Origin of the sequence: Micromonospora sp. NPDC049047 (assembly GCF_040649135.1) — a bacterium.
Taxonomy (GTDB): domain Bacteria; phylum Actinomycetota; class Actinomycetes; order Mycobacteriales; family Micromonosporaceae; genus Micromonospora.
On record NZ_JBEZEY010000035.1, the window covers coordinates 1 to 13,547 of the forward strand.

11 protein-coding genes are annotated in these 13,547 nt (G+C 71.5%); 6 read left to right on the top strand and 5 right to left on the bottom strand.

The genetic code is table 11. The annotated features are described in order from the left end of the window. Positions 1–206: 206 nt before the first annotated feature. Positions 207–1,064 (bottom strand): MBL fold metallo-hydrolase, encoded by an 858-nt coding sequence (locus tag AB0B86_RS32505; RefSeq protein ID WP_357403027.1) that lies wholly within the window; start codon positions 1,062–1,064, stop codon positions 207–209. Between the two features lie 138 nt (positions 1,065–1,202). Between AB0B86_RS32505 and AB0B86_RS32510 the strand changes: the two genes are divergently transcribed. After that, the gene (locus AB0B86_RS32510) at positions 1,203–2,420 is read left to right on the top strand and encodes an NADP-dependent isocitrate dehydrogenase (RefSeq protein WP_030337461.1); all 1,218 of its coding nucleotides are present in this window, start codon (positions 1,203–1,205) and stop codon (positions 2,418–2,420) included. Positions 2,421–2,712: 292 nt separating this feature from the next. Here AB0B86_RS32510 and galT read toward each other — a convergent pair whose 3' ends face one another. From galT to cysC, 3 genes are all read right to left on the bottom strand, one after another. Then, the gene (gene galT, locus AB0B86_RS32515) at positions 2,713–3,789 is read right to left on the bottom strand and encodes a galactose-1-phosphate uridylyltransferase (RefSeq protein ID WP_357403030.1); all 1,077 of its coding nucleotides are present in this window, start codon (positions 3,787–3,789) and stop codon (positions 2,713–2,715) included. After that, entirely contained in the window at positions 3,786–4,610 is an 825-nt protein-coding gene (locus AB0B86_RS32520) for a DeoR/GlpR family DNA-binding transcription regulator (protein ID WP_357403031.1), read from the bottom strand. Before AB0B86_RS32520 ends, galT begins: the two co-directional genes overlap by 4 nt. A gap of 110 nt (positions 4,611–4,720) precedes the next feature. Beyond that, positions 4,721–6,250 (bottom strand): adenylyl-sulfate kinase, encoded by a 1,530-nt coding sequence (gene cysC / locus AB0B86_RS32525; protein WP_357420480.1) that lies wholly within the window; start codon positions 6,248–6,250, stop codon positions 4,721–4,723. Positions 6,251–6,643: 393 nt separating this feature from the next. Between cysC and AB0B86_RS32530 the strand changes: the two genes are divergently transcribed. The 5 genes from AB0B86_RS32530 to AB0B86_RS32550 all read left to right on the top strand — a co-directional run bounded on the left by AB0B86_RS32530 (position 6,644) and on the right by AB0B86_RS32550 (position 10,817). Further along, the gene (locus AB0B86_RS32530) at positions 6,644–7,558 is read left to right on the top strand and encodes an ABC transporter ATP-binding protein (protein ID WP_357403035.1); all 915 of its coding nucleotides are present in this window, start codon (positions 6,644–6,646) and stop codon (positions 7,556–7,558) included. Further along, positions 7,551–8,456, top strand: coding sequence for an ABC transporter permease (locus AB0B86_RS32535; protein ID WP_357403037.1), 906 nt, complete (start codon positions 7,551–7,553; stop codon positions 8,454–8,456). Before AB0B86_RS32530 ends, AB0B86_RS32535 begins: the two co-directional genes overlap by 8 nt. Continuing rightward, a complete protein-coding gene (locus tag AB0B86_RS32540) occupies positions 8,456–9,367 on the top strand; it encodes an ABC transporter ATP-binding protein (protein WP_357403039.1) in 912 nt (303 codons plus the stop codon). Before AB0B86_RS32535 ends, AB0B86_RS32540 begins: the two co-directional genes overlap by 1 nt. Before the next feature lies 1 nt (position 9,368). Then, positions 9,369–10,079 (top strand): ABC transporter permease subunit, encoded by a 711-nt coding sequence (locus tag AB0B86_RS32545; RefSeq protein WP_357403041.1) that lies wholly within the window; start codon positions 9,369–9,371, stop codon positions 10,077–10,079. Between the two features lie 93 nt (positions 10,080–10,172). After that, positions 10,173–10,817 (top strand): hypothetical protein, encoded by a 645-nt coding sequence (locus AB0B86_RS32550; RefSeq protein WP_357403043.1) that lies wholly within the window; start codon positions 10,173–10,175, stop codon positions 10,815–10,817. A 46-nt stretch (positions 10,818–10,863) separates the two neighbouring features. On the opposite strand, the gene valS is transcribed toward AB0B86_RS32550, so the two are convergent. Then, entirely contained in the window at positions 10,864–13,491 is a 2,628-nt protein-coding gene (valS, locus tag AB0B86_RS32555; RefSeq protein ID WP_357403045.1) for a valine--tRNA ligase, read from the bottom strand. Positions 13,492–13,547: the final 56 nt, after the last annotated feature.

Below are 13,547 nucleotides of genomic sequence, written 5' to 3' on the forward strand. Positions count from 1 at the left end.
CACCCTGCCCCCCCCCGCGCCGGCCCCCCCAACGCTGGCCTAAACCACCCCATTTAAAACCCCCCCCACCCCCCTTGCGGGGGCGCCCCCCCGCCCCCCCCCCGCCCCTCTCTCATCCCATCCCATCCCACCGCCCACCGCCCCCACCCCGGTGATCATGAAGTTATTGCCCCCTCGCGCGGCGTGTCGGGGCAATAACTTCATGATCAACGAGGTGAGGGGCGGGGGCGCCAGGTGGGGGCGGGCGTGGGAATGGGGGTGAAGGGGGTGAAGGGGGTGAAGGGGGTGACGAGGTGGGGGGTGGCTAGGAGGGTGGGGGAGTGGGTGCGGAGCGCGGCCTGCCGGGAGGTGCGGGCGAGGTCCGGGTCCACCTCGTGGGCGTACGCCAGGTCGGGGTCGACGAGTTGCACGGCGTGCACCAACAGGTCGCCGGTGACCAGCATCCGTTCGTCGCCAGCCGTCAGGAGTACCGACTGGTGGCCGGGGGTGTGGCCGGGGGTGGGTAGCAGGCGTACCGCCGGGGTGAGGATGGTCTCGCCGTCGACCACCCGGAGCTGGCCGGCGGCGCGCAGCGGGGCGATCAGGCCGGCCGGCAGCCCGGGGTTGAGCGTCTGCGCCGCGTCCAGTTCGGCGCGCTGCAACAGGTAGCTGGCGTTCGGGAAGTACGGCCGGCCCGGCGTGCCGGTGACCGCCCAGCCGATGTGGTCGCTGTGCAGGTGGGTAAGCACCACCGTGTCGACGTCGGACGGGTCGATGCCTGCCGCGGCCAGCTCGGCGGGCATCCGGCCGGGCACCGGCGCCCAGCCCGCGGCCGGCGCGTCAACCGGGCCGATCCCGGTGTCGACAAGGGTGACCGGCCCGTCGCCGGTGCGGATCGCGAAGCTGCGGAACGGCAGCCACCACTGCCCGTCGGCGGTCACCGAGCCGGGGTCGCGCCGGTCGGCCTCCGCCCAGTGCGCCGCAGTGGCCTGCGGGAACGCCTGCGCTCGGGGCTGGAAGAAGGCACCCTCACCGTCGGTGAGCGCGGTGACCGTGATAGACCCAAGGTTGCGGTTCAGCGGCATCGGGCGATGATTCCAGGGCACTCCTGTTCCGCGCAGCCCGGTTTCCGCCGGTCGGTCGAGGCCGGCTGGGGGCGGCCGGCCCAATTGCAGTACGCTCGTACTGCTTGAGCATGTGTCCCTCGAGAGGAGCGCCGGTCGATGGCGAAGATCAAGGTAAACAACCCGGTCGTTGAACTCGACGGCGACGAGATGACCCGGATCATCTGGAAGCAGATCCGGGAGCAGTTGATCCTGCCCTACCTCGACGTCGACCTGCACTACTACGACCTGTCGATCCAGCACCGCGACGAGACCGACGACCAGGTCACCATCGACGCCGCCAACGCCATCAAGGAGCACGGCGTCGGCGTCAAGTGCGCGACCATCACCCCGGATGAGGCTCGGGTGGAGGAGTTCGGCCTGAAGAAGATGTGGCGGTCGCCGAACGGCACCATCCGCAACATCCTCGGCGGCGTCGTCTTCCGTGAGCCGATCATCATGTCCAACGTGCCGCGGCTGGTCCCCGGCTGGACCAAGCCGATCATCATCGGCCGGCACGCCCACGGTGACCAGTACAAGGCCACCGACTTCGTCGTCCCGGGCCCGGGCACGGTGACCATCACCTACACCCCGGCCGACGGCGGCACGCCGATGGAGATGGAGGTCGCCAACTTCCCCGGCGGCGGCATCGCCATGGGCATGTACAACTACGACGAGTCGATCCGGGACTTCGCCCGCGCCTCGTTCCGGTACGGCCTGGACCGCAACTACCCGGTCTACATGTCGACCAAGAACACCATCCTCAAGGCGTACGACGGCCGGTTCAAGGACATCTTCGCCGAGGTGTTCGAAGCCGAGTTCAAGGCGGAATTCGACGCCGCCGGCCTCACCTACGAGCACCGGCTCATCGACGACATGGTCGCCGCCGCGCTCAAGTGGGAGGGCGGGTACGTCTGGGCCTGCAAGAACTACGACGGTGACGTGCAGTCCGACACCGTGGCGCAGGGCTTCGGCTCGCTGGGGCTGATGACCTCGGTGCTGCTCTCCCCGGACGGCCGTACCGTCGAGGCCGAGGCCGCCCACGGCACTGTCACCCGGCACTACCGGCAGTACCAGAAGGGCGAGAAGACCTCGACCAACCCGATCGCGTCGATCTACGCGTGGACCCGGGGCCTGGCCCACCGGGGCAAGCTGGACGGCACCCCGGCGGTCACCGAGTTCGCCAACACCCTGGAGCAGGTCATCGTCGACACCGTCGAGGGCGGCCAGATGACCAAGGACCTCGCGCTGCTCATCTCGCGCGACGCCCCGTGGCTGACCACCGACGAGTTCATGAACGCGCTCGACGAGAACCTGGCCCGCAAGCTCGCCGCCTGATCCAGGCGTACCGCGTCGTCGAAGCCCGCCGGCATCCCAGCCGGCGGGCTTCGGCGTGTCCGGCGGTGCCGCGCCGATCGGCGTCACCCCGCTCGGCGCGCCTCGTTGACCAGGATGGACGAGATGCCAGTCGCGTCCGAGGAAGGTTGACCACGGTCGACCCGCGGCACCCGTGCGCCGATCAGCCAGCCTTCCCGGCTGTGCCGTGCACAGCCAGCCGTCCCTTCCCTGCGGGGGGCCCTGTCCCGGGCCCCCCGCGCCCTGTTTCCCCGCAGCGCGAGATCCCGCTGGCTCAGGCCGCGCGGAGCAACTCGGCGGCGCGTTCGGGGGCGATGTCGTTGATGAAGACGCCCATCCCGGATTCCGAGCCGGCCAGATACTTGAGCTTGTCCTTGGCCCGCCGGATGCTGAACAGCTGTAGGTGCAGGTGGCCCAACTCGCGGTCGATCCGCACCGGCGCCTGGTGCCAGGCCGAGATGTACGGCATCGGCATGTCGAACAGGCCGTCGAAGCGGCGCAGCAGATCCAGGTAGAGCGGCCCGAAAGCATCCCGTTCGCTGTCGGTGAGGGCCGGAATGTCCGGCACCACCCGGTGCGGCGCGACGTGCACCTCGAACGGCCAGCGGGCCGCCGCCGGGACGAACGCCGTCCAGTGCTCGTTCTCGACGACCACCCGGTCGCCGGTCGCGCGCTCGGCGGCCAGCACGTCGGCGTACAGGTTGCCCCCGCCGGTGCGTTCCGCGTGCCGGCGCGCGGAGGCCAGCAGCGCGCGGGTGCGCGGCGTCACGAAGGGGTACGCGTAGATCTGTCCGTGCGGGTGGTGCAGCGTGACGCCGATCTCGACGCCCCGGTTCTCGAAGCAGAAGATCTGCTCCACCCCGGGCAGTTCACCGAGCACCTCGGTGCGGTCGGCGAGCGCGTCCAGGACGGTGCGGACCCGGCGCGGCGGCAGGCTGGCGAAGGAGGCGTTGTGGTCCGAGGTGAAGCAGACCACCTCGCAGCGGCCGAGCCCCGGTCGAACGGGCGTGAACGGGGTGATCTCGCCGGGCTCCTCGGCGACCCGGCCACTGAGCGACGGGAACCGGTTCTCGAAGACCACCACGTCGTAGTCGGGCGCGGGAACCTCGGTGAGCCGGTCGCCCACCGACGGGTCGAGGGGGCACTCGTTCGCCGGTGGGAGGAAGGTACGGGTCTGCCGATGCACGGCCACCGCCACCCACTCGTCGGTGAGCGGGTCGTAGCGCAGTTGGGACGCGGGGGGTGGCGGCGGCAGGTCACGGCGGTCCGGCTGGTCGCGGACCGCGTCGTCGCGTTCGTCGAAGTAAATCAGTTCCCGGCCGTCGGCCAGGTCGATCGCTGTGCGTTTCACTGCGCCGCCCCCTCACTCGTCGGCGTGCGCGTCGCACGGCCCGCCCCTGTCGCTTCTACCATGATCAATTCGCCCACCTGTTCGCCGAGTACCCGTCGGGCTGGCGCAGGCAACCGGTCGTCGCTGACCAGTACGTGTGCTGCCGCCAGCTCGACGATCGAGGAGATGCCCACGGTGCCCCACTTGGTGTGGTCGGCCAGCACCACCAGCCGGTCCGCCGCGGCCACGAGCGCCCGGTCGGTCTCCGCCTCCATGAGGTTCGGGGTGGTGAAGCCGGCCCGCTCGGTGATGCCGTGCACACCCAGGAAGAGCAGGTCCAGGTGCAGTGCCCGGACGGCCCCGACCGCGAGCGGGCCGACAAGCGCGTCCGACGGCGTGCGGACGCCCCCGGTGAGCACCACAGTCTGGTCCGGCCGACCAGCGGCGTGCAGGATCTCGGCCACCGGCAGCGAGTTGGTCACCACGGTCAGGCCGGGCACGTCCACCAGCTTGCGGGCCAGTTCGGCGGTGGTGGTGCCGGCGGAGAGCGCGACAGCAGCGCCCGGCCGGACCAGTTGGGCCGCCCGATCCGCGATGGCGGCCTTCTCGGCGAGTTGACGGACCGACTTGGCGTGAAAGCCGGGCTCGTCGGTCGAGCTCGGTCCGGCTGCCGTGGCCCCGCCGTGCACCTTGGCCAGCAGGCCACGCTCGTGCAGCACGTCCAGGTCGCGGCGGATGGTCATGTCGGAGACCCCGAACTCGCCCGCTAGCTCACTCACCCGCACCCCGCCGGTGGACCGCAGCCGCTCCAGGATGGCCGCCTGCCGCTGCTGAGCGAGCATTCGCCGTGCCTCCCGGAGGTCCCCGTACTCTCACGCGGTCAAACGTGTTCCAACAAAGACGAACACTAGCGCGAAGCGAACGGTGGCCGGACAGCGGCTACGGACCCGGCTCAGGCAGAAGCGATCTTCAACTCCACCCAACCGGTCTCGGTGAGCTGGTGCAGCACGGCCTGAACCGCGTCCGCGACGCTGAGATCTGTGGTGTCCAACACCAGGTCGGCGTCGCTCGGCTCCTCGTACGGATCGTCGATGCCGGTCATCCCGGTGAGCAGGCCGGCCCGCGCCCGCGCGTACAGGCCCTTGCGGTCCCGGCGCTCACACTCCGCAAGCGGAGTGGCGACGTGCACCAGCACGAAACCCGCTCCCGCGGCCAGCGCCATCTCGCGGGCGGTGGCACGGGCCGCCGCGTACGGGGCGATCGGGCAGCAGATGGCCACCCCCCGGTGCCGGGCGATCTCGGCGGCCACCCACCCGATCCGCCGGACGTTCATGTCCCGGTCGGCCTTGCTGAAGCCGAGCCCGGCGGTGAGCTCCCGGCGCACCACATCCCCGTCGAGCAGGGTCACCGTGCGGTCGCCGCTCTCCCGCAACGCGTCGGCCAGCCCGCGGGCGACTGTCGACTTGCCGGAGCCGGAGAGGCCGGTCATGAAGACCACAAGCCCGCGGTGCCGACGCGGTGGCCGGGCCCGGGCCAGCTCCCGCGCCACGGCCGGCGGGGTGTGCCACTCCGGCAGGGGGAAACCCCGATCCAGCAGGTCGTCGATCTCCGGCTGGGTCAGCGCGAGTCGACGGTTCCGCGGTGGGATGTCCTCCCGCCAGCGCCACTGCCCGTCCCGGTTGTCGTAGGCCAGCTCGCGCGGCACCAGCACCCGCAACCCGGCGCCGGAGAGCATCTCCCCGGTGGACAGCAGGTGGGTGACGCCGTACGCGGCGGAGACCCGGGCGCGGAGCAACGCGTCGCTGATCTCCTCCCGGCGATGTGACAACGGCACCGCGATCACGGTGGCCGGCGGCATCCGGTCCCGGGCGGCGAAGATCGTACGCACAAGCGCCTCCGGCGGGAGCCCGCCGACGCCACCCTCACCTACCGGGATCATCACCAGCAGGTGCGCGGCCAGGGTGCGGGCGGCGTGCGCGATCTGAGCGAGCTGGGGACGGTGCAGCGGCCGGTCGGCGATCACACCGAGCACCCGGCCCGGGGGCAGCAGCGCACGGACCTCCTCGGGGCTGCGGCGCAGTCGCTGGAACGGACCGTGGCCACCGTCGCCCAGCCGCCGGACCTGGCCGCCGACCCCGGCGACGCCCTCGCGTACCGGCCAGACGTCCGCCACGTCCAGGGCAGCCACCGGCGCGCCCTCGCCGTCGGTAAGCACCAACGCCCGGCGGGCCGGGTCGCGCGGATCGAAGCCCTGAGCCAGCGCGGCCGGCACCTGGAGGGTCACCGCGACCTGCCAGGGGGTGCCGTCGGCAAGCTGGCCGCGTCGGCTGACCGACACCAGGTCGGCCCGGGTCATGAAACCGGTGAGGGGGGCGTACGCACCGGTCAGCAGCAGCTCCAGATCCGCGAGCTCACCGGGACGCGGCGTGTATGCCGGTGCGTCCTGCAGCACCTCGTCGGGCAGCACCCAGCCGTTGCTCATCCACACCCCCCACTCGCTGACCGGCACACAGTTTCGCAGCAGACCGACGATCGGTCGAGGCCGCCACTCCACGACCCGGCCGGGCGGCTCGGCACCGCTCCGATCGCGGCCGGCCTCAGCCCGGACCGGTAGTCGTCGATGCGGCGGTCGAACTCGCCGTCGAGATGCTCGACGCCCAGGTGACGCGGGCGCGACTCCCGACCGGCCGGGAGGTGAATGGTGCCACCCCGGACCGGTCTTTCCCGCGTCGGGGTCGCGCCGGACGCGCCACCGGCGACAACGGCCCCACCGCCCCGGGTGGGGGGACCCTAAGGGTCCGTCGGGGCAAGGATCAGGGAAGCGCCGGGGGCGTGGTGGTGTCCGAGGTGGGCGTGGACTCCCTACGCTGGCAGCGTGACACTGATCGCGACCCAGTCGCTCACCAAGACGTACGGAGGTCGGGTCACCGCGCTCGCCGACCTCACCGTCGCCGTCGAGCCCGGGATCATCGGCCTGGTGGGCGCGAACGGCGCCGGCAAATCCACGTTGATCAAGATTCTGCTCGGCCTCCTCCCACCGACAAGCGGTCAGGTGTCGGTGCTCGGCATCGACCCGACCGTAGACCCGGCGCAGGTCCGCTCCCGGGTCGGCTACATGCCCGAGCACGACTGCCTGCCGCCGGACCTGTCCGCCGCCGAGTTGGTCACCCACCTCGGCCGGATGAGCGGCCTGCCCCGCACCGCCGCCCGCGAGCGGGCGTCGGAGGCGCTGCGGCACGTCGGCCTCTACGAGGAGCGCTACCGTCCGGTCGGTGGCTACTCCACAGGCATGAAGCAACGCGTCAAGCTGGCCCAGGCGCTTGTGCACGACCCCGACCTGCTGCTGCTCGACGAGCCGACGAACGGGCTGGACCCGGCCGGCCGCGACGCCATGCTGGCCCTGGTGCACCGGATCGGCACCGAGTTCGGCATCTCCGTGCTGGTCTGCTCGCACCTGCTCGGCGAGGTGGAGCGGATCTGCGACACGCTCATCGCCATTGACGGCGGCCGGTTGCTGCGCGCCGACAACATCTCCGCGATGACCTCGGCCACCGACGTGCTCGCCGTGGAGGTCAGCGAAGGCACCGAGGAGCTCGCGGCCCGGCTTGCCGAGTTGAAGCTGCCGGTCGCCCGGGACGGGCGACTGCTCCTCGTGCCGCTCGCTGACGACGGCACCTACGACCTGATCCTCGGCGCGGTCGCCGAACTGGACCTGCCACTGCACCGACTGGACCAGCGCCGGCACCGGGTGGCCGAACTCTTCGCCACGAGGGAGCTCACTCATGCCTGAGTCGTCCACCACCGCCGCGCGCTCCACGCCGACCGGCGTCATCCACGACATCGGCTACCAGCGCTACCAGGGTCCGCGGCTGGGCCGCCGACAGGTCTTCGGCGCGCTCTACCTGCACGGGCTGCGCACCGCGTTCGGCTTCGGGCGCAGCGCCAAGGCCAAGATCTTCCCATGGCTGGTGGTCGGCATCGTCAGCCTGGTCGCGGTGGCCCTGGCCGCGATACGCAGCCAGATCGGCGAGCCGGTCGCCACGTACGCCCAGTTCGCCGACGCGATGAGCTGGCTGGTCATCTTCTTCGTCGCTGTCGTCGCCCCGGAGCTGGTCTCCCGGGACCTGCGCAGCGGCGTCCTGCCGCTGTACTTCTCCCGGCCGCTGCCGCGCGCCGACTACGCGATGGCCAAGCTGCTGGCGCTTGTCACCGCGCTCTGGCTGCTGCTCGGCGGGCCACAGCTGCTGATGTTCCTGGGCGCCGCGTTCACCACCAAGCAGGGCATGCGCGGAGTGTGGAACGAACTGCTCGACCTGCTGCCCGGGCTGCTCTACGCGGGGCTGTGGGCGGTGGTCTTCGCCTCGGTCGGCCTGCTTGTCGCGTCGCTGACCGGCAAGCGTGCCTTCGCCGCCGGCGGCGTGGTCGCGGTCTTCCTGATGACCACCCCGATCGTGGGCGTGCTGAGCATCCTGCCGTCGCGCGCCGCCAACGAGTTGGCCGGGCTCGCCTCCCCCTCCACCCTGGTCCAGGGGGTGGGCATCTGGTCACTCGGTGACCTGCTGGTCGAGGGCGATCCGGGCGAGATGATGATCGGCGGGTTCGGCCCGGTCTATGCCCTGGGCGCGGTGCTGTTGGTCGCCGGCGCGACCGCCCTCCTGCTGGTCCGCTACCGGAAGGTCGCCTCCTGATGAGCACGCTGAGCCTGACCGGGGTGTCCCGGTGGTACGGCAACGTGGTCGCGGTCAACGACATCAGCATGGCGCTGGGATCGGGCGTGACAGGGCTGCTCGGCCCGAACGGCGCCGGCAAGACCACGCTGCTGCACATGATGGCCGGTTTCCTCGCCCCGTCGCGTGGCACCGTGACCCTCGACGACGAGCCGACCTGGCGTAACCCCGACGTCTACCGGCGGCTGGGGCTGGTCAGTGAACGGGAGGCGGTGCAGGGTTTCCTCACCGCGTACGAGTTCGTGCTGGCCAGCGCGAAGCTGCACCGGCTGCCCGATCCGGCGGCGGCGGCCCGACGGGCCATCGACCTGGTGGAGCTGGAGTCGGCGCAGGACCGCCGGATCGGCACGTACTCCAAGGGCATGCGCCAGCGGGCCCGGGTGGCCGCCGCGTTGGTGCACGACCCGCAGGTGCTGCTTCTCGACGAGCCGTTCAACGGCATGGACCCCCGTCAGCGGCTGCACATGATGCAGCTGCTGCACAGCCTTGGTGACGCCGGCCGGACGATCCTGTTCAGCTCGCACATCCTGGAGGAGGTCGAGCAGGTCTCCGGGACGGTGCAGGTGATGGTGGCCGGCCGGTTGGCCGCCTCCGGCGACTTCCGGACCATCCGCCGGTTGATGACGAACCGCCCGCACGTCTTCGCGGTGCGGTCCACCGACGACCGGGCGTTGGCCGTCGCGCTGATCGCCGAGGCGTCGGTGAGTGGGGTCGAGTTGGACCCGACCGGCCTGACCGTGCGGGCCGGTGACTATGGCGCGTTCACCCGGGCGCTGCCCCGGATCGCGCTCACGCAAGGCATCCGGGTGCGCCAGTTGGTGCCGTCCGACGAGTCTCTGGAGAGCGTCTTCTCCTACCTGGTGGAGGCCTGACATGTCGACAATTACCTGGATCACCGCGCGTGGGTTGTTCGGCCGGCGTCGGTTCCTGCTGCTGCTTCCGCTGCCGTTGGTGCTGCTCGGGCTGGCCATCCTCTGTCGGTCGCTGGGGGTGGACCCGGGCGAGTGGGGGCCGCCGGTGCTTGTCGGCCTGGGGCTGGCAGTGGTGCTGCCGGTGGTTGCGTTGATCATCGGCACGGGTGTGTTGGGCGCCGAGATCGACGACGGCACCGTCGTGCACATCCTGACCAAGCCGCTGCCGCGCTGGCAGATCGTGCTGCCGAAGCTCGCGGTGGCCGCCGGGGTCACAGCGGTGACCGTCGCGGTGCCGCTCTACGTCGCGGGCGTGCTCGCCGACTCGGTACGCCTCGGTCTGGCGCTCGCGGTCGCGGCGGCGCTCGGCGCGCTTGCGTACTCGGCGTTGTTCCTCGCCCTCAGCCTGGTCACCAGGCGGCCGGTGCTGCTCGGGCTGGTCTACGTGCTGATCTGGGAGGGGCTGCTGGGCAACTTCGTCAGCGGCACCAAGGTGCTCTCCATCCAGCAGTACGTGATCGCCCTCACCGACCGGATCGCCCCCACCGGGCTGTTGGAGACGACAGTGTCGGTGCCGGTGGCCTCGGTGATGACCGCGCTGGTGAGCGTCGGCTTCACCGTGCTGGCAATCGACCGTCTGCGCTCGTTCAGCGTGGCCGGCGAGACGAGCTGAGACAGGTGCGAAACGGTGCTCCGGCCAGCCACCCTTCGGCGGTAGGGCTGGCCGGATGGACCGGTCGACCCCCGTCGGGCCAGGCTGTCGGGTGTGAGTGTCGAAGCGGAGCGGACGTCGTTGGCTGAGCCGTACTCCCGGAGCAGCCGGCCGTGGTTGACCAGCCTGGCGGTCGCCGGGCTGGCCTCCGCCACGGTGGCCACCGCTGCCCAGGGCAGCGGGCAGTTCCACTGGTGGGCCGTGTTCATCCTGATCCCGGCCGCGTTGATCGCGGCCAGCGGCGGGCCGTTGCTGGTCCGCGGTGGTGGCCGGGCCTTCGCGGGATACATGCTCGCCTGCGTCGGCACGATCGTCTTCGCGGTGGGCGCGCTGTTGATGTTCGGCGTGATGGGGCGGGGTTGGCCGTTGCTCGTGGTGCTGCCCTGCCTGGCGGTCGCCGGCACCTACGGTTGGCGGGCGGCCCACCCGCTGGCCCGCGGTCTGCACCGGGCGGTGGCCCTGCTCGCGCTGACCGGGGCGCTGCTCGGGCTGACCCTGCAACTGATCCGGGTCGACCTGATCCAGTTGGAGACCGGCTGGTGGGGGGCGTTCCTGATGCTTGCCGGCGCCATCGTGCTCGGCAACGCGGGCGAGCTGACCCGACACCGGATGCCGTACCGCCTCCAGGCGATCACCCTGCTGGTTGGTCCCGCCGTGGTGGCGTTCCTACTCGGCCTGCGCTTCCTGCGCGGCTGGTGACGGCGTCCGCCGCCGCCCCCGGGGGGTGGGCGGCGGCGGACGCAGGTCAGAACGCGGAGGCGATGACGAGCTCCGGGGTGCGGTCGGGGAGCAGGTCGAGTTTGCCGATCCGGCCGGCCGCCCGGAGGTCGTCGGCGACGAGGGTGAGCTGCTCCAGGAGGGCCGCCGGGCCCAGCGCCTCGGCCAGCGGCACCTCCGCCCTCATCGACAGCTTTCGCTCCGACTTGGCCCGGCGCACCTGGCTCAACGCGTCGCCGGCGAGCCGCAGCAGCGCCGGGTCGCCCGACCCCTCGATCGACCGGGCCACTTCGTAGGTGGTGGGCCACGGCGCGCGGTGCACCGAGCCGTACCGCCACCACGACCAGACCTCCTCGGTCACGTACGGCAGCACCGGGGCGAAGAGGCGGAGCTGCACCGAGAGCGCCGTGGCGAGCGCCGCCCGCGCCGAGTCGGCTGCCGCGCCGGTGCCGTAGGCGCGTTCCTTCACCAACTCGATGTAGTCGTCGCAGAACCGCCAGAAGAACGCCTCGGTCGCCTGCAACGCGGCAGTGTGGTCGTACGCGTCGAGGGCGGCACCCGCCGCGGTGACCACTGTGGCCAACTCGGCGAGCATGGCCCGGTCCAGTGGGGTGGTCGCCGACAGCTCCAGGTCGCGGCGCGGCGCGTTCGCGGCCCCCAGCCCGAGCGCGAACTTGGACGCGTTGAGCAGCTTGGTGGCCAGCCGGCGGCCGATCTTGATCTGCGCCGGATCGAAGGCCAGATCCATGCCGGGCTTGCCGCTGGCCGCCCAGTAGCGCACCGCGTCCGAGCCGTGCTGTTCCAACAGGGCCAGCGGGGTGACCACGTTCCCCTTGGACTTGGCCATCTTCTTGCGGTCCGGGTCGAGGATCCAGCCGGAGAGCACGGTGTCCCGCCAGGGCAGCACCCCGTGCTCGAAGTGCGAACGGACCACGCTGTCGAAGAGCCAGGTCCGGATGATCTCCTGCCCCTGCGGGCGGAGGTCCATCGGAAAGACCTGCGCGAACAGCTCCGGGTCGGTCTCCCAGCCACCGACGATCTGCGGGGTCAGCGACGAGGTGGCCCAGGTGTCCAGCACGTCCGGGTCACCTATGAAACCGCCCGGCCGGCCGCGCTGCGACTCGTCGTACCCGGGCGCCGGGTCACTTGACGGGTCGACCGGCAGCGCGGACTCGTCCGGCGTGAGAGGGTGGGACCAGTCCGGCTCGCCAGTGTCGTCGAGCCGGTACCACACCGGCACCGGCACCCCGAAGAAGCGCTGCCGACTGACCAGCCAGTCTCCGGTCAGGCCGCCCACCCAGTTGTCGTAGCGGTGCTTCATGTGCGCCGGCACCCAGTGCAGCTGCTCGCCCCGGGCCAGCAGGGTGGCCCGCAGGTCGGCGTCGCGGCCGCCGTTGCGCAGATACCACTGTCGAGTCGAGACGATCTCCAGTGGGCGGTCGCCGCGCTCGTAGAACTTCACCGGGTGGGTGATCGGGCGTGGCTCGCCGATCAGGTCCCCCGCGTCGGCAAGCATGCCGACGATCTCCCGGCGGGCGCCGTTGACGGTCTGCCCGGCCAGCGCCGCGTACGGCTGCGCCGGCACCCCGGCCGGCGGTTCCGGAAGCAGCCGGCCGTCGCGGCCGATGATCACCCGGGTGTCGAGTTCGAGATCCCGCCACCAGGTCACGTCGCTCAGGTCGCCGAACGTGCAGACCATCGCGATGCCGGTGCCCTTGCCCGGATCGGCGAGCGGGTGGGCGTGCACCGGCACCTCGACGGCGAACAGCGGGCTGCGCACTGTCGTGCCCACCAGGTCGGCGTACCGCTCGTCGTCGGGGTGACAGACAAGCGCCACGCAGGCGGGCAGCAGCTCCGGTCGGGTGGTGTCGATGTGCACCTCGCGACCGCCCGGCCCGGCGAACCGCAGCCGGTGGTACGCGCCGGGGCGCTCCCGGTCCTCCAACTCCGCCTGGGCGACGGCGGTGGCGAAGCCGACGTCCCAGAGCGTCGGCGCCTCCGACTGGTACGCCTCGCCGCGGCGCAGGTTGCGCACGAACGCCCGCTGGCTCGTGGTCCGGGCGATCCGACCGATCGTCGTGTAGGTCAACGACCAGTCCACCGAGAGCCCGAGGCGTCGCCACAGCGCCTCGAAGGCCTGCTCGTCGGTGACCGTCAGCAGCTCGCACAGCTCGATGAAGTTGCGCCGGGAGATCGGGGTGGGGTCGCGGCGGGCCGCGTCGTCGACCGGGGCCGCCGGTGGTCGCCACACCGGGTCGTACGCCAGCGCCGGATCGCAGCGCACCCCGTAGACGTTCTGCACCCGACGCTCGGTGGGTAGGCCGTTGTCGTCCCAGCCCATCGGGTAGAAGACGACCTTGCCGTGCATCCGCTGGTAACGCGCGATGATGTCGGTGTGCGTGTACGAGAACACGTGCCCCATGTGCAACTCGCCCGATACGGTCGGCGGCGGGGTGTCGATGGCGTACACGTCGGCCCTGCGACCATTCCCGCGCGGCGCGTCTGACGCCGCGCCGCGACCGGGAACAGTCGTCTTCGAGCGGTCGAACGCGTACGTGCCCTCCTCCTGCCAGCGGCGTGCCCAGCTCTCCTCGAGCCCGTCCAGGGTCGGACGCTCGGGGACGCCGGCGCGGGCCGTCCTCGCCGTATCGGTCATCCTGCGATCGTAGGCACCGCGAGGGTGCCGGACCACGCAGTTACGACCGGGACACG